The organism is Microbacterium paludicola (assembly GCF_039529675.1).
Lineage (GTDB): Bacteria > Actinomycetota > Actinomycetes > Actinomycetales > Microbacteriaceae > Microbacterium > Microbacterium paludicola.
Window position 1 is genome coordinate 212004 of the sequence record NZ_BAAANG010000001.1, and the last position, 21156, is coordinate 233159.

Below are 21156 nucleotides of genomic sequence, written 5' to 3' on the forward strand. Positions count from 1 at the left end.
CCGTTTCGACTCCGCTTCGCTCCGCTCAACGACCGGCCGGTGTTTCACGTGAAACGGCGTACGGTCTCGCGGCTTCTGGTCGTTGAGCGGAGTGAGCGCCAGCGAACGCAGTCGAAACGGGGTGAGCGAGGAGCGTAGCGACGAGTCGAAGCCGCGGCCGCGCAGGTCACCCTCGATTCTCGTCGCTCCGCTCACCGACCGCTCGGGTGTTTCTTGCTCCATCCCTTGACGGCATCGAAACCACCGGCAATGAACGCGGCACGTTTTGCATGACTCCAGCCCTGCAGGCGCTTCTCGAATGCGAAGGCGTCCTCGATGCGGTCGAACTGTCCGCACCACTCGATGCTCACGGGTAGACGCCGACTCGTGTACTCGGCACCCTCCCCCGCCTGGTGCGCGGCGAGGCGCGTGGTGATGTCGTTCGTGCTCCCGACGTAGAAGGTGTTATCGGCGCACCGAAGGATGTAGGTGCAGCCCTGGGTCATGCCGCGACCATACTTCTGGTCCGGGTGGGCGTGAGCGTGTTGTCCACAGCCTTGGTTGGCGGAGGGCGTCGCCTCAGCGGGCATGTTTCACGTGAAACGGGGTGAGCGAGGAGCGCAGCGACGAGTCGAAGCCTTGCGGACGGGGACGGTAGCGGCTTCGACTCGCTTCGCTCGCTCAGCCCGTTTCGACTCCGCTTCGCTCCGCTCAACGACCGGCGACGGTTCGGGAGTGTGTCTGGATTGGCTTAGCGACTCCCTGTCGGATGTTTCACGTGAAACCGCGTGCGGGCGAGGCGCACTCCCCTGGTCGTTGAGCGGAGGGAGCGCTAGCGAGCGCAGTCGAAACGGGGTGAGCGAGGAGCGCAGCGACGAGTCGAAGCCATGGCTTTACCGGCTGGCTTCGACTCGCGGAGACCCGTGCTGAGCGAGCGAAGCGAGTCGAAGTGTCGCTCAGCCCGTTTCGACTCCGCTTCGCTCCGCTCAGCGACCAGTGGGGTGGGATGTTTCACGTGAAACGGGGCGGTAGCGTGGGTGGGTGCAGAAGACGCGGCGAGTTGGGCTCGTGGTGACCCGACAGCTGGGGGTGGAACCGCCAAGGATGTCGGCGCGCAACTGGCGCGACGCCTGGTCGACGCCGGGTTCGACGTCATCGGGCTATCGGCCCTGAGTGCCGATGTCGCCCTCGACAACGTGCGGGGCAGGCTGTCCGAACTCGACTACCTCGTCGTCGTGGGTGGCGACGGGATGCTGCACCTCGGTATCCAGGCCGTAGCCGCCACGCAGATTCCTCTGGGCATCATCCCCGTCGGCACCGGAAACGACTTCGCGGCCGCGGCTCGCCTTCACACGGATTCGGCCCGCGCGATCGAGGAGCTCGTGGCGGGCATCACCGCCGGCACCACCCCACGCGCCGTGGATCTGTTGCGTGTCGAGGGTACGGGGGTCGTCGACGGAGGGTGCTGGGTCGCCGACGCGGTATCGGCCGGAATCGATGCCGCGGTGAACGCGCGCGCCGGCCGGATGCGGTTCCCGCGCGGCTCCTCACGGTACGTGATCGCGGCGATCCGCGAGATCCTCGGCTATCGCTCCTGGGTCTACAGGCTGACGATCGAAGGCGTTGCCCCCACTCCCCCGCAGCGAGCGGAGCTCGAGACATTCCCGGGCCTGCTGATGGGGGCCCGTGACGACCACGGGGAGCACACGCTCACCTGGGAGCAGCGCGGCGCCCTCGTCACTGCGGCGAACGGATCCACCTTCGGCGGCGGCATCCGCGTCGCGTCGAACGCACGCATTGACGACGGCTCGCTCGAGCTCGTGCTTGCCCGGGATGTGGGACGGCTCACGGCTGCCCGGCTGTTCCCGCTCATGATCGCCGGCGCACACCTGCGCTCGCCTCACCTGCGTGCGATCTCAGCCCGTGCGGTGACAATCGATTCGCTCGACGGACCGGCGAGCTCCCCCATCGTGTACGGCGACGGCGAGCCCATCGGAGCGCTGCCCATCCGCGTACAGGTCCACCGAGGGGCACTTCGACTGCTCGGGTGATGTTTCACGTGAAACGGCGAGGCCGCTCAGCCGACACGCGGGCTGTGTCCGTGGTGGCGGTTAGAGTGGGGGAGGCCAGTTGCTCCGAAGGGAAGAGTGTTTCACGTGAAACAGTCCGAGAAGGCGGCGTCGTTCGCACTCCCAGACGACACGCCTCTCGCTCGCGAGCTGGCCGATCTCTCGGCCCGGCGGCGCGCGTTGGCGGCGGTGGAGGTCGAGTTCCCCGGTCATACGCGGGTCATGACCATCTCGAACCAGAAGGGCGGCGTCGGCAAGACGACCACGACGGTCAATATCGCCGCGGCGCTCGCTTCGCTCGGCGGCCGCGTGCTCGTGATCGACCTCGACCCGCAGGGCAACGCCTCAACGGCGCTCGGCATCCCGCACAGTGCCGACACCCCGAGTATCTACGACGTCCTGATCGATGGCTTTCCGATCTCGGACGTCGTGCAGACGAGCCCGGAATCGGATCGCCTGTTCTGCGCGCCGAGCAACATCCACCTCGCCGGTGCAGAGATCGAACTCGTCACGCAGGTGGCTCGCGAGCAGCGACTCAAGACCGCGATCGACGAGTACGTGCGTGAGCAGGAGACACCGCTCGACTTCATCCTGATCGACTGCCCTCCCTCCCTCGGGCTGCTCACGATCAACGCCTTCACGGCTGCGGAGGAAGTCTTCCTCCCCATCCAGTGCGAGTACTACGCGCTCGAGGGGCTGAGCCAGCTACTCGGGAACGTGAAGATGATCCAGAAGCACCTCAATCCGAAGCTGCACCTGTCGACCATCCTGCTCACGATGTACGACGGTCGCACGAAGCTCGCGCAGCAGGTTGCGGATGAGGTGCGCAGCCACTTCGCGGATGAGGTGCTGCAGACCATGATTCCCAGGTCAGTCAGGATTTCCGAAGCTCCGAGCTTCGGTCAGACGGTCATTGCGTACGACGGGAACTCGGCGGGGGCGATCGCGTATCGCGAGGCCGCGGTCGAGATCGTCCGACGCAGTCAGAATGACGCCGGCGCAGCAGCCGGCGATACGGGAGAGGAAGCCTGATGGCGGCGAAGCGAACGGGACTTGGACGGGGCATCGGCGCACTGATCCCCACGGCGGAGTCGAGCGAGGCGCGGCCTGTCGATGTCTTCTTCCCCGGCGCCCCCACGAAGAAGGCGGCCGAAGCCGCCGAGAAGGCGACGGCCGCCGCCGAGGCGGAGGACGACCTGGTCGCAGTGCCCGGCGCGCGGCTCGTGCAGATCGACCCGCACAGCATCGTCCCCAACCCGCGCCAGCCGCGCACGCATTTCGACCCCGAGGATCTCGCCGAGCTCGTGCACAGCGTGCGCGAGTTCGGTGTGCTGCAGCCGGTCGTCGTCCGCGACAAGGGCGACGGCACGTACGAGCTCATCATGGGCGAGCGCCGCACGCGCGCGTCGCGGGAGGCCGGCCTCACGTCGATCCCCGCCGTCGTGCGCGACACGTCGGACGAGAACCTGCTGCGCGACGCGCTTCTCGAGAACCTCCACCGCTCCGAGCTGAACCCCCTGGAAGAGGCATCGGCCTACCAGCAGCTGCTCGAGGACTTCGGCATCACCCAGGACGAGCTCGCGAAGCGGATCGGCCGCTCGCGCCCCCAGATCAGCAACACCATCCGTCTGCTGCGCCTGCCCGTTCCGGTGCAGCAGCGCGTGGCGGCCGGCGTGCTGAGCGCCGGGCATGCACGCGCCATCCTGTCGCTCGAGGACGCCGACGCCATGCAGCGACTGTCGGACAAGATCGTCAACGAGGACCTGTCTGTGCGCGCGGCCGAGGCCGCCGCCAAGACCGTCACCGCCGAGGCGGGTCCTCGCGCGCCGAAGCCGCAACCCGGAGCGCGTCGTGCCTTCCTCAACGACGTCGCCGATCGTCTGGGCGACCGGCTGAACACCAAGGTGAAGATCGACCTGACCTCCCGCAAGGGCCAGATCAAGATCGACTTCGCGACGATCCAGGACCTGAATCGGATCCTCGCGGAGCTCGGCGAAGAGGGCTACGGCAACTGAGGCCCTTTGTCGTTGGAGGGCACCCGCCGGCTTCGACTCGCTAGCGCTCGCTCAGCCCGTTTCGACTCCGCTTCGCTCCGCTCAACGACCGGTGGGCGGACACAACCCTCCGGTCGTTGAGCGGAGTGAGCGACAGCGAACGCAGTCGAAACGGGGTGAGCGAGGAGCGCAGCGACGAGTCGAAGCCGTGGGGTGACACCTCAGCGCCCGGGAAGCAGCGGACTTAGGCGCGGCGTCCTGTTCCGTCAAGGGGGTGGGAGGGCGCGGCTCGAGTCTCTAGCGTGATCGTCATACCGACACCCACGCCAAGGAGGCCTCGTGACCGACGACACTCTCAACCAGTCCGATCCGCGTGAGCCCTCGGGCAGCTTCCCCGAGCAGGAGCAGCCGAGCCAGCCGGGCATGACCGAGGCGATGGAGCCCACCCCCGATCACGGTGAGACCAGCTGGGTCGGCCGCGGCCGGCTCGAGGGACGCAAGGCGCTCATCACCGGTGGAGACTCGGGCATCGGCCGGGCCGTCGCGATCGCCTACGCGCGCGAGGGCGCCGATGTCGCCATCGTCTACCTGCCCGAGGAGGAAGAGGATGCGCAGACCACCGAGCGCTACATCCGCGAGGCGGGGCGCAAATGCGTCCTCCTTCCCGCCGACCTCACGGAGGAGCAGGCGTGTGTGGACGTCGTCGCGGCGGCGCGAACCGAGCTTGGCGGCCTCGATATCCTTATTCCGAACGCGGCATACCAGCGCCAGCGCGACGGCGTCGAGACGCTGACGACCTCCGAGATCGAACGGACGTTCCACACGAACCTGGTGTCGACGATGCTGCTCGCGCGCGAGGCGGTGCCGCATATGTCTCCCGGGGCATCGATCATCGTCACCACGTCGATCCAGGCGTCGAGCCCCGCGCCGGGTCTGCTCGACTACGCGATGACGAAGGCGGCGCTCGTCGCCTTCACGCAGGCGCTCGCGGAGGAGCTGGGCGAGAAGGGAATCCGCGTCAACGCGGTCGCCCCCGGGCCGATCTGGACGCCGCTCATCCCGGCGACCGGTTTCCCGGCCGAGAAGGTCAAGGAGTTCGGGGCCGACACCCCGCTCGGCCGGGCCGGCCAGCCGGTCGAGCTCGCGGGGGCCTACGTCTACCTCGCAAGCGACGAGGCGTCGTACACGTCCGGCGCCGTGCTTCCGGTGACAGGAGGAAAGGGGTTCTGACATGCCCAACAACAGCATCAAGGACGAGAAGCTCTACGAGAAGCTCCGCGACGAGGGCAACTCGAAGGAGAAGGCCGCCCGGATCGCCAACGCCGCGGCGCGCGACGGGCGCGATGAGGTCGGCGAGCGTGGCGGCGCCGCGGAGAACTACGACGACCGCACCGTCGACGAACTGCGCGACCGCGCGAAGGACCTCGGCATCGAGGGCGTCTCGAAGCTCAAGAAGGACGAGCTGATCGACAAGCTCCGCAACCACTGAGCGCTCCCCCTGGGGCCGGCGGATCCGAGGTCCGTCGGCCCTTTCCTCTGCCCTCGTGAGGGCGACGTCACGGGCAGACAGAGTTTGCACATCCGGATCCCGCCCAGGCTCGCGCGCGTAGCCTTGATGGGTGAACGACCCCATGGACCTGCCCCGGCGGCGCGCGAGCGTCGAGGTGCTGCGCGCAGAGGCCGCCGAGGAGCTCGCGGCCGTCGTGCACGAGCGGCTGCGGGGTGGCGAAGACCCGTGGGAGTTCATGGAGGATCTGCCGACGGTCGACGAGCTCGTCGTCTTCACCCTCCGCGCCGAGCACATCGAGGCCGACGGCGGCCTGCGCCCCACGCACGCGCGCAATCAGCGCCTGCTGCGACTGATCGCGCAGGAGTACCCCCAGCTGACCCGCGCCGTCTGGCGGCTCATCGGCCAGGAGAACACTCACCGTCGCTGGGATGCCGTCGTGCGCGTCTCCGACGCCCGCTGATCCGGCTCAGGATCTTCTCCTCCCCCTGTTGACATCCGCGTCGCATGCGCTAACGTACAACCAAATGGTTGTACAAACGGAACTCACCGACGACGAGGTGGACCGGATCTTCCGGGCCCTCGCCGACGCGACGCGCCGCGACATCCTGCGCCGGACCCTCGCGGGCGAGGCCACCGTGTCGCAGCTCGCCGCCGCCTACGACATGTCCTTCGCGGCCGTGCAGAAGCACGTCGCGGTGTTGGAAGGAGCGGGGCTCGTGACGAAGCACCCGCACGGCCGCGAACGCATCGTGCGCGGCGACCCCGAGCGGATCCGGCGCGCGCAGGCGCTGCTGGACCGGTTCGAGCAGATCTGGCGAGGCCGCATCGCCCGCCTCGATGACCTGCTGACCGAGGAATGACCCCACAGGAATCGCAGAAAGGCAAGATCATGCCCCTCACCTCTGTCGAGAAGGACCTCGACGCCCTCACGATGACCGTCACGGCCGACTTCCCGGTGGGCGTCCGCCGACTGTGGGACGCCTACGTCGACCCGCGCCAGATCGAGCGCTTCTGGGGTCCGCCGGAGTGGCCGGCCACCTTCACGCGCCACGACGTGTTCCCCGGAGGAACGTCCAGCTACTACATGACGGGCCCGGACGGCTCGCGCTCCGGAGGCCTCTGGCAGTTCGAGGCGGTCGACGAGGGCCGCTCGTTCACCGTGCGCGACGGGTTCGCCCGCGAGGACGGCACCCTCAACACCGACATGCCGACGATGCTGATGACCTTCTCGTTCACGGATACGGACGCCGGATCGCGGCTGGTGACGGTGACCACGTTCCCCTCGCTCGAGGAGATGGAGCAGCTCGTCGAGATGGGAATGGAGCAGGGGATGACCTCCGCCATGGGTCAGATCGACGCCGTGCTCGAGGATCTTCGGGCCTTCGCGGCAGACCTCCCCGTCGCGGCCCAGCTCATCGGCGACACCCAGGTGCGCGTCAGCCGCGTCATCCGGGGCACCGTCGAGCAGGTGTGGCGCGCTCACCACGACCCGGGGCTTATGAAGCGCTGGCTGCTCGGACCCGACGGCTGGGTGATGACCGTGGCGGACGTCGCGGAGAACGTCGGCGACCGGTTCCGCCAGGAGTGGACGCGAGAGGACGGATCCGACGGATTCGGCTTCGAGGGCGAGCTGCTCGAGTCGCACTCGCCGCACCGCGAGGTCACGACCGAGGCGATGATCGGCATGCCAGGCGAGCCGTCGCGCAACGAGCTCACCCTCACGCCGGTCGACGGCGGCACGCTGCTGACGCTCGTGATCACCTACCCGAGCGCCGAGGTGCGCGAGATGGTGCTCGCCACCGGGATGACGGACGGCATGGAGGCGAGCTACCGCCGGCTCGAGGAGCTCGTGCCGGTCTCCTGACGTACGCGAGCGCCGCCGGATCGCGCGTCGATTCGCCAGATCCGGATCCGGATCGCGCTCCCCCACGACGACGGAACCCCTGACCCGATGGGCCAGGGGTTCCGTCGTGAGCGGAGTCGATTACTTCAGGAACTCCGCGAGGTCCTGCTCGAGGGCGAACTTCGGCTTGGCGCCGATGATCGTCGTGGCGACCTCGCCGCCCGAGAAGACCTTCATCGCCGGGATCGACGTGATCTGGTACTTCATCGCCAGATCCGGGTTCTCGTCGACGTTGAGCTTGAGAACCGTGATCTTGTCGGGGTTCTCGGCCTGGATCTCGTCGAGGACGGGCGCGACCATGCGGCACGGGCCGCACCAGGCAGCCCAGAAGTCGACGAGCACAGGACCCTCGGCCTGCAGCACGTCCTGCTCGAAGGTGGCCGAAGTGGTGGCCTTGGCGGTCATGTGAGTCTCCTGTCGTGAAAGTCGTTCTCCATCCGCAACGCGGATGGGTGGCGAGTTGTTCCGGTTACGCGTTCGCCTCGACCAGCTGGTCCTCGGCGGGGGCGGGCTCGCCGGCGTCACCGCGGGCGGCGAGGTAGTGCTCGGCGTCGAGCGCCGCGACCGTGCCGCTCGCCGCGGCCGTGACGGCCTGGCGGTAGGAGGGGTCGATGACGTCGCCGGCGGCGAAGACGCCCGAGGCCGACGTGCGCGACGAGCGGCCATCCACCCAGATCGTGCCGTCCTCGGTGAGGTCGAGCTTCTCGTGCACGAGGTGCGTGCGCGGGTCGTTGCCGATCGCGATGAACAGGCCCTCCAGGGCAAGGTCGCGGGTCTCCCCCGTGACAGTGTCGCGCAGCGTCACGCCGGTCACCGCTCCGTCGCCGAGGATGTCGGCGACCTCGGCGTTCCAGATGAACTCGATCTTCTCGTTCGCGAGCGCGCGGTCCTGCATGATCTTCGACGCCTTGAGCGTGTCGCGGCGGTGGATGACGTACACCTTCGACGCGAACTTGGTGAGGAAGGTGGCCTCCTCCATCGCGGAGTCGCCGCCGCCGACGACGGCGATCGTCTTCTCGCGGAAGAAGAAGCCGTCGCACGTCGCGCACCAGGAGACGCCGTAGCCGGAGAGGCGGTCCTCGCCCTCGATGCCGAGCTTGCGGTAGGCGGATCCGGTCGCGAAGATCACGGCCTCCGCCTCCTCGGTCTTGCCGCTGCCGAGCGTGACCTTCTTGATGTCGCCGGCGAGATCAAGCTCGGTGACGTCGTCGTAGGCGATCTCGGCGCCGAACTTCTCGGCCTGCTCCTGCATCTTCGCCATCAGGTCGGGGCCCATGACGCCCTCGGGGAAGCCGGGGAAGTTCTCGACCTCGGTGGTGTTCATCAGCTCACCGCCGACCTCGACCGAGCTGGCCACGACGAGCGGCTTCAGGTTCGCGCGCGCCGCGTAGATGGCGGCGGTCAGGCCTGCCGGTCCCGATCCGATGATGATGAGCTGTCGCACGAGCGCCTCCTAGGTTCCGACTGCCAGAACACATGGTACGTCCGGGGTATTCCATAGATCAATGTCTATGCAATACCCCGGACGTGGAACCGATCAGCTTCGGAGGGCGTCGCGCGCTCCGCGGCCGAGCAGCAGGCCCAGGCCGATCATCGTCACAGCGAGCACGAAGTGCAGCCAGTTGTCCGCGGTGTTCAGCGGCACGAAGTTGGCGGCGTGGTCGTGCGGAACGAACAGGCCGTACAGCCACAGCACGGCGTAGAGCGCGCCACCCCAGATGAGGTACGCACGCGACCCGCTGAACGACCGGGCTGCCAGCACGCCGACGACCGCGTAGAGGAGGTGCACAAGGTTGTGCAGGATCGACACCTGGAAGATGCCGAGAAGCATCGCCTCGGATCCGTGACCGGCGAACTCGAGCGATTCGATGTTGGATGTCAGGCCGGGGATGAACCCGCCGATTCCGACGATGAAGAAGACGATTCCGTAGACCAGCGCGACCTTCTGCAGAGGGGTGTCCGCGAATCCGCCGGTGCGTCGGGATGCTGTGCTCATTGGTGTGCCTCTCGTTCGGACGCCGACTGCGCGGCGTGAGGATGTTCAGGCAATCAGTCCGCTGCGCCCGGTGACAGAGGCTTGACCTGGAGGCCAGGACGGGTGCAGGTGCCCACCCTGCGAGAAGGCACCGTTCGCACGAATTCGTTACCCTAGGCGTTGTTCCGATCCGCGCGCGCCGCGCCGCGGACGCGCGCAAGGCTGGGGGCCCTTGATGACCACGACCGTGGACAGCTCGATGTCGGACACTCCGACGCCGGATGCCGAGAGCGTCCGCGTCGCCCGGCACCGTCCCGTCCGGTCGCGCCGTCGCCCCGCGATGATCGCCCTGGGTATCGCGCTGATCGTGCTCGGCGGTCTGGCGACCGTGTGGCTCGTCACCAACATGACGCGCACCGTCAGCGTGCTGGTGGTCTCGGCGGACGTCGGACGCGGCGACACCGTCGCCGCGGAGGACCTGCGTGCGATCCAGGTCGCCGGTGGGCAGGATCTCGACGCCGTCACGGCGGATGCCGCCGACACGGTCGTCGGCCGCACGGCGCTCGTCGACCTCCCCGCGGGAACGCTCGTGACCTCTGCGAACGTCGGCGACGCCCTGGCGGTGCCGTCGGGCTCGTCCATCGTCGGCGTCTCCCTCACCCGGGCCCAGCTGCCCGCGTACCCGCTCGCCGCGGGCGACCGTGTGCGCCTCGTCGACACCCCGGTGGCGCAGGGGGATCCGCCCGCGGAGACGCCGCGCACCTTCGCCGCATCCGTCTTCACGGTGCGCGAGGACGCCGAGGCCGGCACGTGGGTGATCGATCTCGTCGTCCCGTCCGACGAGGCCGCGGACATCGCTGCGCGCGCCGCGTCGGGTCGCGTCGCCCTGGTTCTCGACACCGTCACGGGAGAGTGACCCGTGGCTGTCGTGCTGTTCGCATCGGCCGGCGGCGCGCCGGGAGTGACGACCGCCGTCGTCGGGCTCGCCAGTGAGTGGAACCGGCCCGTCCTCATCGTCGAGGCCGACACCGCATCGACCTCGCAGATCCTTCCCGGCGCCCTGCGCGGGCAGGTGCCGCACATCACGGGTCTCACGGAGCTGACCGTCGCCGACTACTACGGCCGCCTCGACGAGGGCGCCGTGTGGGATCAGGCAGTGCAGCTGGGTGAGAACGCGCACGTCGTGCCCGGCTTCACGTCGCTGCGCGCCGCTCGCTCGATCGATCCGCGGTTCTGGCGGACGCTGGTGGACGCGCTCCGCGTGGTCGAAGCACGCGGAATCGACGTGTTCATCGACGCCGGTCGGATCACGGTCGACGACGAGCGGATCGACATGCTGCGCGAGGCCGAGTCCGTCACGCTCGTTGTGGAGGCGACGCTCCCCGGCGTCGCTGCGCTTCACCCGCACGTGCAGCGCAGCGACGCCGGATCGGCGCAGGTCGGCTGGCTGCGTGAATCGATGGAGCAGATCGGGCACGGCGAGTGGATGGACCTGCTTGTCGTGGATCATCCGGTGGTCGGCGCTGCCTATCCTGCGTCGCAGATCGCGCAGATCCTCGGACTCCACCTCGTCGGCTCGCTTCCGTCGGATCCGCGCGGAGCCGCCCAGTTCACGTTCCACGCCGAGCCCGGTCGCCGGCGCACGCGCTATGCGCGCGCACTTCAGACGGTGCGCACGGCCTACGACGAGACCTTCGCGCAGCGCGCCCCGCGAGAGGAGGTGCCCGCGTGAACGACAAGTCGACCACCCCCGCCGAGGCGCCGCCCCTCTCCGACCTGCCGTTCTTCCGCGGCGCGCCGGGCGACGCCCAGAACGATGGCGCCCAGGCGGATGGCGCCCAGACCGAAGCTGCCCCCGCGCAGCCGGCGCAGTCCGCCGGCGCCGCGAACCTCGCCAGGGCGGCCGAGCACCTCACCCGTGCGGGACAGCGCAGCTCGCGCCGCTCCCCCGACGCTGCGGCCCCGGCGGCGGCCCCGGCACCGGCACCCGCGGCGGGCGAGCCGGCGTCCGACACCAACCCCATCCGCGTGCAGACAGTGCCGGCCGGCTCGGAGTGGCTCGCGTTCGCGCCGCATGAGCTGCTGCCGTCGACCCGGACCGTCGAGCCCGGTCCGCCCGGTGAGCCCTCGGCGTTGGCACGGCCCGGGACGTCCGAGGGCTGGAAGGGCTCGCTCGAGGAGCGCAGCCGCCTCCCGTGGGACGAGATCGACGCGATCACGGACGAGGTGTCGCGCGCTCTGTCGCAGCGTCTGACGGACGAGCCCAACCTCCCCGAGCCGCAGCGCGTGGCGATCGCGACCGAGCACATCGACGACCTCATCCGCACCCGGGTGGACGCGCAGACGCGTGCGGGCGACGGCGTCCACTCCCGCTGGCCCGCCCGCTTCCAGCAGGCGATCCGGCAGGCGGTGCTCGATGCGATCTTCCGCCTCGGCCGGCTTCAGCCGCTCGTCGACGAGGACGGCGTCGAGAACATCCACATCAACGGCTTCGACGACGTCTGGCTCTCCTATGCCGACGGCCGGGTCGTGCGCCACGAGTATCCGGTCGCGGAATCGGATGAGGACCTCACCCGTCACATCAACATGCTCGCCACGCGGTCGGGTGAGGGCGCGCGCAGCTTCACGTCGGCCAGCCCGCGGCTTCACCTCGACCTGCCCGGAGGCGCGCGCCTCGCGGCCGTCGCCGCCCCCGTCGCGGTGCGACCGACCATCGTGCTGCGCATCCACCGCCTCGTCGACGTCACGCTCGACGACCTCGTCGAGCGCGACACGATCACGCGCGACGCGGCCGACTTCCTGGCGGCGGCGGTGCGCGCGGGCGTCTCGATCGTCACCAGCGGGTTCCCCGGCGCGGGGAAGACCACGCTGCTGCGCGCGCTCGCCGACTGCATCCCTGCCGACGAGAAGCTCGTCACGATCGAGATGGAGCGCGAGCTCTACCTCGACAAGATCCCGCACCGGCACCCGCGCGTCACGTCGCTCGAGTACCGGCCCGGCGGCGGCGAGCCGCTTCCGGATGGTCGCCTTCCCGGCGAGATCACGCTCGAGGACCTCGTGTACGACACGCTGCGCCTCGACACCCAGCGCTTCGTCGTGGGCGAGGTCCGCGGTCCCGAGATCTACGCCATGATGCAGGCGATGCAGTCGGGTGTCGGCTCGCTGTCGACCCTTCACGCGGCAAGCGCCGACGACTCGATCGACCGCATGTCGGCGCTTATGCTCTCGCGCGGGCACAACTCGACGCCGACGTACGCGTACCGGATGATCGAGCAGAACATCCGGCTCGTGGTGCAGATCGCGAAGATGACGGATCCGGTCACGAAGCGTCCGCGCCGCGCGGTCACGGAGATCGCCGAGATCCTGCCCGGAGAATCGTCGAACGACGGCCGCCCCGTCGCGTCGCCGGTCTTCCGGTTCGACAAGCGCCTGCGGCATCTCGTGCGCGACACGCTTCCCTCGCCGCAGCTGATGGAGACCCTTCACGACGTCGGCTACGACGGTGCCGGGCTGAGGGGCGGCGAGTGACATGCCCCTGGTGATCCTGGCGCTGCTTGTCGCGATGGGAGGCGCGGTGATCGTGCTGCTCGCGATCGCCCTCCCTCCGCGCGCCGCCGCGGCCCGCCGCCGGACACTTCCCACCTTCACGCTGAGCCCCGCCCGGCGCATCCAGCTGCTCGTGGGCGCGGGCATCGGCCTGGTGGCGGCGCTGTTCACCGGCTGGGTCATCCTGATCGTCATCGTGCCGCTCGCTGTGATCGGCGTGCCGTGGCTGCTGAGCGCGCAGGGCGACGACCTCACGATCGCGCGCCTCGACGCTCTTGAGTCGTGGACGCGCAGCCTCGCCGGTCTGACTGTTGCCGGCGCGGGCCTCGAGCGCACGATCAGCGCGTCGCGCGCGAGCTGCCCGGCGGCGATCAAGCCCGAGGTGACGCGGCTCGTGGCGCGGCTGAACTCGCGTATGGCCACTGACGAGGCCCTGCGCCTGTTCGCCGACGAACTCGACGACGAGACCGGCGACCTCGTCGTCGCCCACCTGCTGCTGAAGGCCGAGCTGCGCGGCCCGGGTCTCGCGACGGCCCTCGAGGACCTCGCCGAGAGCATCCTCTCGGAGGTGCGCGCTCGCCGGCAGATCGAGACCGAGCGCTCGGGCCCCCGCAACGAGGTGCGCATGGTCGTGTACATCACGATCGGCGTGCTCGCGCTGCTGTTCGTCGCGCGCGACTACTCGGCCCCCTACAGCACCCCCCTGGGTCAGCTGCTGCTGGCGCTGTACGTGGCGCTCGACATCCTGCTGCTGTTCGCGCTGAAGCGCGTCGCGCGCAGCAAGCCGGGCCCGCGCATCCTCGTGCCGAGCGAGAGGGGAGCGCGCTGATGCCCCCGTGGATGATGCTGCTTCCCGGAGTGCTCGCGGGCGCGGGGCTCGCCCTTGTCGTGGCCGCCCTCGTGCCTGCCGCCCCCTCGCTGGGCGCGGCGCTCGAGCGGCTGAGCGGCCGGGGAATCGCGTCGGAAGTCGGAGGTCCGACCGCGGCGACGCTCAACGAGCAGATCGGCGCGCGCGCCATCCGGCAGCTCTCCGGCCTGCCCGGCTTCCGCCTCCCGCTCGTCGATCTCAAGCTGATCGGGCTCAGCACAAACCGCTACATGACCCAGAAGGTGCTCATGGCGGGCGTGTTCCTGGTCGCCCCGTTGGCGATCGGGTTCGTGTTCCAGGCGCTCGGTCTCGGCGCGTTCTACATCCCCGCGCTGTTCGGCCTGCCGCTTGCCATCGCCGGATGGTTCGTGCCGAACCTCATCGTGCGCGGCCAGGCCGCCGAGGCAAGGGCGGAGTTCTCGCGCGCGGTCGCCGTGTACCTCGAGCTGGTGGCGAGCGAGCGCAACCGCGGCGCCTCGCCGAGCCGCGCGCTCGAGTCGGCGGCGCGCGTCGGGCGCAGCTGGGTGTTCGTGCGTCTCAGCCAGGAGCTCGCCCAGGCCCGCTACGCCGGCATCGCGGCCTGGGATGCGCTCGAGCGGTTGAGCATCGAGATCGATGTGCCTGACCTCACCGAGCTCGCCCGACGGATGCGCCTCTCCGGCGAGGAGGGCGCATCCGTCTACGAGACCCTCCGCGCGCAGGGAAAGAGCCTGCGAAACCGCCTGCTCAACGAGCGCCAGGAGCAGGCGAACAAGTCGACGACGGCGATGGTCATCCCGATGGCGGCCACCGGCTTCGTCTTCCTGCTGCTCATCGGCACACCTTTTGTGCTCGACGCATTCCTGTCATCCTGATCTGTTCGCCCTATTCCGCCCACACGATCCATCCACACGATCCATCCACACGATCCATCCACACGATCCATCCACACGATCCATCCATACGAGGAGAGAACATGAGCACCATCAGCCGCGAGACGCGCAGCGCCCTGCGCGGTCGCATCCGCACCCTGTTCGCCGAATCCGAGCGCGGCGCCGTCACTCTTGAGCAGGTGCTCTGGGCGGCAGGCATCGGCATCGTCGCGGTGGCGGTCATCGCCGGCATCGTCGCGATCATCAACAGCTTCGCCGCGCAGATCCCCACCGGGCTCTGACGCGGGCCGATGCAGCGCCGGGCGCTCTTCGGCGACCGGATCCGCCTGCGCGGATCCGGTGATCGGAGCGCCCGAGAACGGGGAGTGGTGACGCTGGAGAACGTCATCATCTACCCGGCGATCCTGCTGTTCTTCGCGATCGCGCTGCACGTCGGCATCCAGTTCCATAACTCGAACGTCACGCAGGCGGCCGCGACGATCGCCCTGAACACTGCCCGCGTGGTCGGCGGCACGGGCGGCGCCGGAGAGGCCGCCGCACGCGACTATCTCGCCGGCACGCCGATGGACAGCGCGGCGATCCAGGTCGAGCGCGGGCCGGAGGTGACGACGGCCACCGTCAGCGGCGTGTCGACGAGCTTCGTGTCGTGGCTCGGCCAGCGGGTCGAACATCGCGTCTCGGCACCCACGGAACGGTGGATCGACTGATGCTCGCCCGCATTCGCCGCCTGCTGTCCCGCCCCGAGCGGGGCACGTCGACGCTCGAGGCCGCCGCGTGGGGCGTGCCGATGGCGCTGTTCCTCGTGCTGATGGGCGCCTCGGTGCGCATGATGACCGCCGAGCAGGCGGTGCAGAGCGCGGCGGCCTCCGCGGCCCGCGCCGCGTCGTTCGAGAGCACCGATGCCGCGGCCGTCGACGCCGCGCGCGCCTTCGCGCACACTTCCCTGCAGCAGTCGGGCGTCGAGTGCGCCGGCATGAACGTCACGGTCGAAGCGGTCGGTCTCCAGGCGGCGATCGGGACGATCGGTCGCGTCACCGCGCACGTGTCGTGCACCGTCGACCTCGCCCGCGCCGCGCTTGTCGGGCTGCCGGGGTCGCGCGAGCTGCGGGCGAGCGTGACCGTGCCCGTCGACGCCTTCAGGGAACGAGGTTGAGATGATCCGGATCCGCGAACGTCTCCGCGACGCCGCCGAGCGCGGCAACGTGACGATGCTGATGGTGGTGCTGATGATCGGCATCATCCCCCTGCTCGGGCTCGGCATCGACGGCGCCGCCAACGCCAACGCGCACACCCAGGCGTACGCGGTCGCGCAGGCCGCGGCGCGTGCCGGTGCCAACGTGCTCGAGGCGGCTGGCGCGATCGACAGCGGCAGCGTGCGCCTCGGCGACGCGGCGGCCGCTCAGGCGCGCAGCTACATGGATGCCGCCGGGTATGGCGGCTCCGCCGTCCGCGAGGGCGACAGCCTGCACGTGAGCGTCGAGAAGTGCCAGCCGACGCAGTTCCTGTCGGCGATCGGCATCGGCTGCCTGCCGGTGAGCGCGTCGGCGAGCGCGGACCTGGTGAGCCGATGAGGAAGATGAGGATGATGATGCAGACGATGGTGACTGCGACCCGGGGAGAGCCGCGGCAGCTGACGGCATCGGCCGCGTTCCCACGCTTGTTCGCGGTGATCGCGGCGCTTGTTCTCCTGATCGCCGTGCTGATGCCGGCAATGCCGGCGTCTGCCGCGGATCGGGGGGTCGTCTCCGCTTCTGCCGGAAACGGCCAGGGCAACGGGAACGGCGGCTGCTCAGGTCGCACCTGCGAGGTGGGCAACGAGGACGACGGAACCGGGGGCGGCCAGAACGACGGTGACCAGGACCAGGGGGGCGATTCCCAGGGCACGGACACTCCTGTGAAGCCCACGTGCACCCATAACGGCAAGGAGATTCCCTGCACCGTCGACGGCTGGAGCTGGTACTCTCCCCGCGACTGCTACATCACGCCCGTCGATCCGCAGCCGGCGGAGGGGGAGATGCCCGAGGGGTGGCACCCGCCGATGATCGATCCGTCGGGTGAGGGGCCCGGCACGTGGTACAACTGCGGCTCGATGTACTGCGAGCCACTTCACCTGCTGATCGGCCCGTGCGCGCCCGGATTTGTGTGGATCGCCGACGGCGAGCCGACCATCGACCCCGCGCAGGCGGCGGCCGCCGTGATGGCGAGGATGACCGTCAATCCGATCGAGATCGGCATGGCCCCGCGCAAGAACCCCGAGTGGGGGCACCGCCGTACACACGTGGGCGTGCCGGTGTGGATGTGGGTGGACAACCCTGGGCAGGGTACGTCGCAGACTTGGAGCGTTGCGGATTCCGAGGGCGGACTGCCCGTGAACGCCACCATGCGGGTCACGTCGTTCCAGTGGAACATGGGCGACGGCACGACAGTCACCTGCGGAACGGCCGGTCAGCCGTATCAGGCGGGATTCGGATGGCGGGAGTCGCCCGACTGCGGTCATGTCTACTCGCGCACCAGCGCGGATCAGCCGGACGACCGCTTCACAGTCACCGAGACGACCAACTGGGTGTTCGACTGGCAGGCGGGCGGGCAGTCGGGATCCATCCCGCTCACGACCACCTCGACGACGCAGGTGGAGGTCAACGAACTGCAGACGGTGAACACCTCGCCCGAGGGGTGAGCGGGAGGAGAGTCGATGAACAAGCGAGCGATGACGGTCTCGACGGTGCTGCTCGGCGCGGTGATGCTCGGCGGTTGCAGCGGCGAGCCGGCCGCCGGGCCCTCCGCCACACCAGACGCCTCGACGCCAACGCCGACCCCGACTGCTGTCGCGAGCGAGGAAGGCGCGATCGCCGCGGCGAACGACACCGCGCAGGAGTTCTTCCGGATCTGGGACGAGGTGACGCTCAGCGAGGACCCCACTGACGTGTCTCCGCTGGAGGAGGTCGCGCGGGATGCTGCCATCGACACGGTCCAGAACATCCAGAACTCGGAGGCTGAGGCGGGGTACACGGTGGTCGAGGGAGGAACCACGTGGTCGCTGCTGGACGGGCAGAGCTTCGCCTCTTCCTCGACGTTCGGCGGCGAGGAAGTGCCCTTCGGTGCGGTGACGCTGGTCGGCTGCGCCGACTACAGCGACACCGTCGCGAAAGACGCCGCGGGCAAGGAGGTGCCGCCGCTCGGTCCCTGGAAGGACCAGCTCACGCTCGCGTACTGGCCAGATGAGGAGCGCTGGTACGTCACCGCCTTCGACACCCTGCAGGACGAGTCGGACGAATGCGCCGGCTGAGCGTGCGTGAGGCCTGACCCCGGGCCGTCGTGCCCATCGCCAGGCGGGCGCGAGAGTCCTAGGGTCGACAGACAGGACGCATCCGAGACCAGGGCCCGCGTGGCTCATGGGGGGATAAGGAGAACAGGATGATCCGGATCGTGAAGGCGCTGCTCGCGCTGATTCTCACGGCGGTGCTGCTCGTCGGCATCCCGGCCGCGCTCGTGTTCCTCGCGGGCAACCCGATCCCGTCGTGGGACGAACTCGTGCGGGCGATGACGCTGCCCGACTACAGCGGGTCGTTCCTGCTCGGCACCGTGCTGCCGCTCGTCGGCTGGATCGCCTGGGCGACGTTCGCGATCGGGTTCCTCATCGAGATCCCGAACCAGCTCGCCGAGCTCGGAGCCGCGGGTCGCTCGCGGCGGCCGATCCGGATCGCGGGCCTCGGCTGGCAGCAGAAGGCGGCCGGCGTGCTGATCGCGACGATCCTCGCCGTCGGCGTGGCGCCGACCGCGGCGATCGCGGCGGACTCCCCCACCTCCTCGTCGAGCTCTTCGTCCAGCTCTGCGTCGGCGACCCAGGCGGCCGCGCCGCAGACGGTGGTGAAGAACCTGGTCAAGAAGGAGCAGGTCAACACGCTCGAGCAGCGCACGATCGTCAGCGGCGACACCCTGTGGGACATCGCGGAGGAGGAGCTCGGGGACGGCGCCCGCTACCCCGAGATCCACGCCGCATCGCAGGGGATCGATGATCCGGATCTGATCTTCCCGGGACAGACCGTCAACGTCCCGACGGTGAAGACCGTCACGACCGTGACCCAGATCGCCGTGCCCGTGGGCAACAGCAATGCTGGCGCGGGGACGGCGGAGAACGGCGGGGCGACCGGATCGGACGCCGGATCCGCCGACGCGGGAGCGGCCGCCGATCAGGGTGGAGGCGCGGGCGGTGAAGAGGTCGCGGCGGCCGCGGCCGCCGGCGGTGTCGGCGGCGTGCTCGCGGCCGGTCTCGTGGGGCTGCTCGCCGTGCGCCGTGCCCGCCGTCGGGCAGGATCCCTCGGAGCCTCCGCGGCGCCGCTGTCGGCGGCAGCCGTCGACTACGAGCGGCGGCTGGAGGAGGCCGCCGACCTCGCCGGCGCCACCGCGATCGACACCGTGCTCGGCCACCTCGCGGCGTGGGCGTCGCAGACCGGTGCGCCGCTTCCGGCCGTGTACGTGGCGCGCGCGGACGCCGATGCGCTGACCCTGTACCTCACCGAGCCCGCCGGCCTGCCGGCGCCGTACACGCGCGCGGACGACGCCGGTCTCGTGTGGTCGATCGGCCTCGGCCCCGCCGGCCTCGGCGAGCTTCCCGCGCTCGGGCGTGGGCTGCCGGCGCCGTACCCCGCCCTGGCGGGCATCGGGCGCGACGCGGCGGGCGGCATCCTGTTCGCCGACCTCGAGCGCCTCGGATCCCTCGCTCTCGTGTGCGCGAACGAGACGCTGCGCGAGAGCGTGCTGACCGCGCTGCTGCTGGAGGTCGCCCTCAACCCGTGGTCGGAGCAGCTGCGCGTGACGGTCGTCGGCGACGACGTCACCGTGCCCCGGGAGCTGTCCTCGCGCCACACCCGCTTCGTCGACACGGCGGCGGACGCGCTGCACGGGGTGGACGCCCTCGCCGCTGCGGCCGACGCGGGGCTCGCGCGGCTCGGTGTGCCGACGCTCAGCGCCGCACGTGTGCGTCCCGGGGGCGCCGAGGCGTGGGCCCCGGAGCTCATGCTCTTCAGCGAGCCGCTCAGCGACGCGCAGCGCGCGGCGATCCTGAACACGCGCGCCCGGTATGCCACCGCGCCGGTCTCGATCGTCGTGGACGAGGCGCATCCGGGATGGCGGATGGTCGTCGACGACGTGTCCAGCGCCCGGCTCGAGCTGCCGGGGACGCCGGTGTCGATCCCGTTCCACCCGCAGCTGCTGGGGGCGCGCGAGCGCACGGCCCTCGCCGAACTCCTCGCCGCGGCGACCGTCGACGAGGGCGACGACCTCGACACGCTTCCCGTGTCGATCGACTCCGCCCCGACCGCGATGGCCGCGCGGGCATCCGACAACGGCGACGACCGCCCCGCGGTGCTTGTGCTCGGACCGGTGCAGCTGCGCGGTGTGCGGGGCGTGCCGCCGATCAATCAGGCGACCGGACGCCCGTCGGGAACCGCGATGGCGCAGGCGCTCGAGCTCGCCGCGCTGCTCGTGACCTGGCCGGGTCAGCCCGCCGAGCGCGTCGCCGACCTGCTGATGCCGCACATCGAGGACGAGGCGACGCGGATGGCGCTGCTGCGCACCCGCGTGAACGACCTGCGTCAGTGGATGGGGACGGCCGACGACGGCACCCCGTACGTGCCCTACGCGGGCGACAGGATGAGCCTTCACCCCGACGTCGTCACCGATCTGACCGCGGTCGCGGCCGTGAACCGCTCCGACGGCGAGGGAGTGCATCCGGCCGCCGCCGAGCAGGTCCTCTCCCAGGTGCGCGGCACGCCGTTCACCGGACCCGCGGGCGTCTACGGGTGGGCGAGCGCGACGCGCGTCGACGAGGTGCTCGCGAGCCTCAGCGGCCGCGCCGCCGCCGCGAGTTGACAGCCCTCCGGGCGACTCCAGCCCGGCTCGGCACCGCCATCGGGGCGGCGGCGGTCGTCGGGGCCGCGCTCGGGCTCGCCGGCGGTGCCGTTCAGTGGATCGCGCTCGCCGCGTTCGTGCTCGTGGGCATCGCGCTCGCCGTGGTGGACGCGCGGGAGCAGCGGCTGCCCGACCTGCTGACCTTGCCGCTTGCGGCCTTCCTGGCAGCGCTGGTGTGGGTTGCGGCGATCGTGGGGAGCGACATCGCGATCGCGCTCGTCGCGACGCTGACGGCGGTGGGCTTCGCGCTGATCCTCTTCCTGCTGGGCCTTGCGGGAGGGCTCGGGCTCGGCGACGTGAAGCTCGGCCTCTCGATCGGCCTTCTCCTCGGCCTCGTCGCCTGGCATCTGCCGCTGATCGCCCTGCTTGCCGCGTGCATCCTCGCGCTCCCGCAGGCGATCGCGGGGCTGATCCGTCGGCGACGTCGCCCCGACGCCCCGGGCCACCTCGCGTTCGGCCCGTACCTCGTGGGCGGGACGGTGCTCGTGATGGCCGGGGTGCTCGTGTCGGCGCTGCAGGACTGATCGGGC

At 70.0% G+C, this 21156-nt stretch carries 25 protein-coding genes; 21 read left to right on the forward strand and 4 right to left on the reverse strand.

The features are described 5' to 3' along the window. Nucleotides 1–191: 191 nt before the first annotated feature. Entirely contained in the window at nt 192–485 is a 294-nt protein-coding gene (locus ABD161_RS01050; protein ID WP_343998844.1) for a GIY-YIG nuclease family protein, read from the reverse strand. A 531-nt stretch (nt 486–1016) separates the two neighbouring features. Here ABD161_RS01050 and ABD161_RS01055 point away from each other — a divergent pair. The 8 genes from ABD161_RS01055 to ABD161_RS01090 all read left to right on the forward strand — a co-directional run bounded on the left by ABD161_RS01055 (nt 1017) and on the right by ABD161_RS01090 (nt 7416). Continuing rightward, complete coding sequence (locus ABD161_RS01055) at nt 1017–2030, forward strand: diacylglycerol/lipid kinase family protein (protein WP_343998846.1); 1014 nt, start codon at nt 1017–1019, stop codon at nt 2028–2030. A gap of 105 nt (nt 2031–2135) precedes the next feature. Continuing rightward, complete coding sequence (locus ABD161_RS01060) at nt 2136–3080, forward strand: ParA family protein (protein ID WP_135114627.1); 945 nt, start codon at nt 2136–2138, stop codon at nt 3078–3080. Further along, entirely contained in the window at nt 3080–4063 is a 984-nt protein-coding gene (locus ABD161_RS01065; RefSeq protein ID WP_135114626.1) for a ParB/RepB/Spo0J family partition protein, read from the forward strand. The genes ABD161_RS01060 and ABD161_RS01065 overlap by 1 nt, the downstream gene beginning before the upstream one ends. 318 nt (nt 4064–4381) lie before the next feature. Further along, the gene (locus ABD161_RS01070; RefSeq protein WP_343998849.1) at nt 4382–5272 is read left to right on the forward strand and encodes an SDR family oxidoreductase; all 891 of its coding nucleotides are present in this window, start codon (nt 4382–4384) and stop codon (nt 5270–5272) included. 1 nt (nt 5273) lies between these two features. Beyond that, complete coding sequence (locus tag ABD161_RS01075; protein ID WP_343998851.1) at nt 5274–5531, forward strand: DUF7218 family protein; 258 nt, start codon at nt 5274–5276, stop codon at nt 5529–5531. A gap of 142 nt (nt 5532–5673) precedes the next feature. Next, nucleotides 5674–6012, forward strand: a complete 339-nt coding sequence (locus ABD161_RS01080; protein ID WP_343999114.1) for a tryptophan synthase subunit alpha — start codon at nt 5674–5676, stop codon at nt 6010–6012. A 64-nt stretch (nt 6013–6076) separates the two neighbouring features. Next, the gene (locus ABD161_RS01085; protein WP_343998853.1) at nt 6077–6412 is read left to right on the forward strand and encodes an ArsR/SmtB family transcription factor; all 336 of its coding nucleotides are present in this window, start codon (nt 6077–6079) and stop codon (nt 6410–6412) included. Nucleotides 6413–6441: 29 nt separating this feature from the next. Beyond that, the gene (locus ABD161_RS01090) at nt 6442–7416 is read left to right on the forward strand and encodes an SRPBCC family protein (RefSeq protein ID WP_343998856.1); all 975 of its coding nucleotides are present in this window, start codon (nt 6442–6444) and stop codon (nt 7414–7416) included. 120 nt (nt 7417–7536) lie between these two features. Here ABD161_RS01090 and trxA read toward each other — a convergent pair whose 3' ends face one another. The 3 genes from trxA to ABD161_RS01105 all read right to left on the reverse strand — a co-directional run bounded on the left by trxA (nt 7537) and on the right by ABD161_RS01105 (nt 9451). Continuing rightward, entirely contained in the window at nt 7537–7860 is a 324-nt protein-coding gene (gene trxA, locus ABD161_RS01095) for a thioredoxin (RefSeq protein ID WP_135114621.1), read from the reverse strand. 64 nt (nt 7861–7924) lie between these two features. Next, nucleotides 7925–8899 carry a thioredoxin-disulfide reductase gene (trxB, locus tag ABD161_RS01100; RefSeq protein ID WP_343998859.1) on the reverse strand — a complete coding sequence of 325 codons (975 nt, stop codon included), beginning with the start codon at nt 8897–8899 and terminating at the stop codon, nt 7925–7927. A 93-nt stretch (nt 8900–8992) separates the two neighbouring features. Further along, complete coding sequence (locus ABD161_RS01105) at nt 8993–9451, reverse strand: DUF4383 domain-containing protein (protein WP_343998861.1); 459 nt, start codon at nt 9449–9451, stop codon at nt 8993–8995. Nucleotides 9452–9665: 214 nt separating this feature from the next. On the opposite strand from ABD161_RS01105, the gene ABD161_RS01110 reads away from it, so the two are divergent. The 13 genes from ABD161_RS01110 to ABD161_RS01170 all read left to right on the forward strand — a co-directional run bounded on the left by ABD161_RS01110 (nt 9666) and on the right by ABD161_RS01170 (nt 21150). Further along, on the forward strand, nt 9666–10346 hold the full coding sequence (locus ABD161_RS01110) for an SAF domain-containing protein (RefSeq protein WP_343998863.1): 681 nt from the start codon (nt 9666–9668) through the stop codon (nt 10344–10346). Nucleotides 10347–10349: 3 nt separating this feature from the next. Continuing rightward, nucleotides 10350–11162 (forward strand): CpaE/TadZ family protein, encoded by an 813-nt coding sequence (locus tag ABD161_RS01115; RefSeq protein ID WP_343998865.1) that lies wholly within the window; start codon nt 10350–10352, stop codon nt 11160–11162. Further along, nucleotides 11159–12958, forward strand: coding sequence for a TadA family conjugal transfer-associated ATPase (locus ABD161_RS01120; protein ID WP_343998867.1), 1800 nt, complete (start codon nt 11159–11161; stop codon nt 12956–12958). The genes ABD161_RS01115 and ABD161_RS01120 overlap by 4 nt, the downstream gene beginning before the upstream one ends. A gap of 1 nt (nt 12959) precedes the next feature. Next, complete coding sequence (locus ABD161_RS01125; protein ID WP_343998869.1) at nt 12960–13805, forward strand: type II secretion system F family protein; 846 nt, start codon at nt 12960–12962, stop codon at nt 13803–13805. Continuing rightward, nucleotides 13805–14698 carry a type II secretion system F family protein gene (locus ABD161_RS01130; RefSeq protein WP_343998871.1) on the forward strand — a complete coding sequence of 298 codons (894 nt, stop codon included), beginning with the start codon at nt 13805–13807 and terminating at the stop codon, nt 14696–14698. The genes ABD161_RS01125 and ABD161_RS01130 overlap by 1 nt, the downstream gene beginning before the upstream one ends. 101 nt (nt 14699–14799) lie before the next feature. Further along, nucleotides 14800–14997, forward strand: a complete 198-nt coding sequence (locus ABD161_RS01135; protein WP_135114615.1) for a hypothetical protein — start codon at nt 14800–14802, stop codon at nt 14995–14997. A 9-nt stretch (nt 14998–15006) separates the two neighbouring features. Then, nucleotides 15007–15423 (forward strand): hypothetical protein, encoded by a 417-nt coding sequence (locus tag ABD161_RS01140; protein WP_135114614.1) that lies wholly within the window; start codon nt 15007–15009, stop codon nt 15421–15423. Beyond that, a complete protein-coding gene (locus tag ABD161_RS01145) occupies nt 15423–15869 on the forward strand; it encodes a pilus assembly protein (protein ID WP_343998873.1) in 447 nt (148 codons plus the stop codon). Before ABD161_RS01140 ends, ABD161_RS01145 begins: the two co-directional genes overlap by 1 nt. Before the next feature lies 1 nt (nt 15870). Further along, complete coding sequence (locus ABD161_RS01150; RefSeq protein ID WP_343998875.1) at nt 15871–16287, forward strand: pilus assembly protein TadG-related protein; 417 nt, start codon at nt 15871–15873, stop codon at nt 16285–16287. A gap of 26 nt (nt 16288–16313) precedes the next feature. Then, nucleotides 16314–17393 (forward strand): hypothetical protein, encoded by a 1080-nt coding sequence (locus ABD161_RS01155; protein ID WP_343998878.1) that lies wholly within the window; start codon nt 16314–16316, stop codon nt 17391–17393. Nucleotides 17394–17408: 15 nt separating this feature from the next. Further along, complete coding sequence (locus ABD161_RS01160; protein WP_343998880.1) at nt 17409–18002, forward strand: hypothetical protein; 594 nt, start codon at nt 17409–17411, stop codon at nt 18000–18002. A 128-nt stretch (nt 18003–18130) separates the two neighbouring features. Beyond that, nucleotides 18131–20587 carry a LysM peptidoglycan-binding domain-containing protein gene (locus ABD161_RS01165; RefSeq protein ID WP_343998882.1) on the forward strand — a complete coding sequence of 819 codons (2457 nt, stop codon included), beginning with the start codon at nt 18131–18133 and terminating at the stop codon, nt 20585–20587. After that, nucleotides 20584–21150, forward strand: coding sequence for a prepilin peptidase (locus tag ABD161_RS01170; RefSeq protein WP_343998885.1), 567 nt, complete (start codon nt 20584–20586; stop codon nt 21148–21150). The genes ABD161_RS01165 and ABD161_RS01170 overlap by 4 nt, the downstream gene beginning before the upstream one ends. Nucleotides 21151–21156 lie beyond the last annotated feature (6 nt).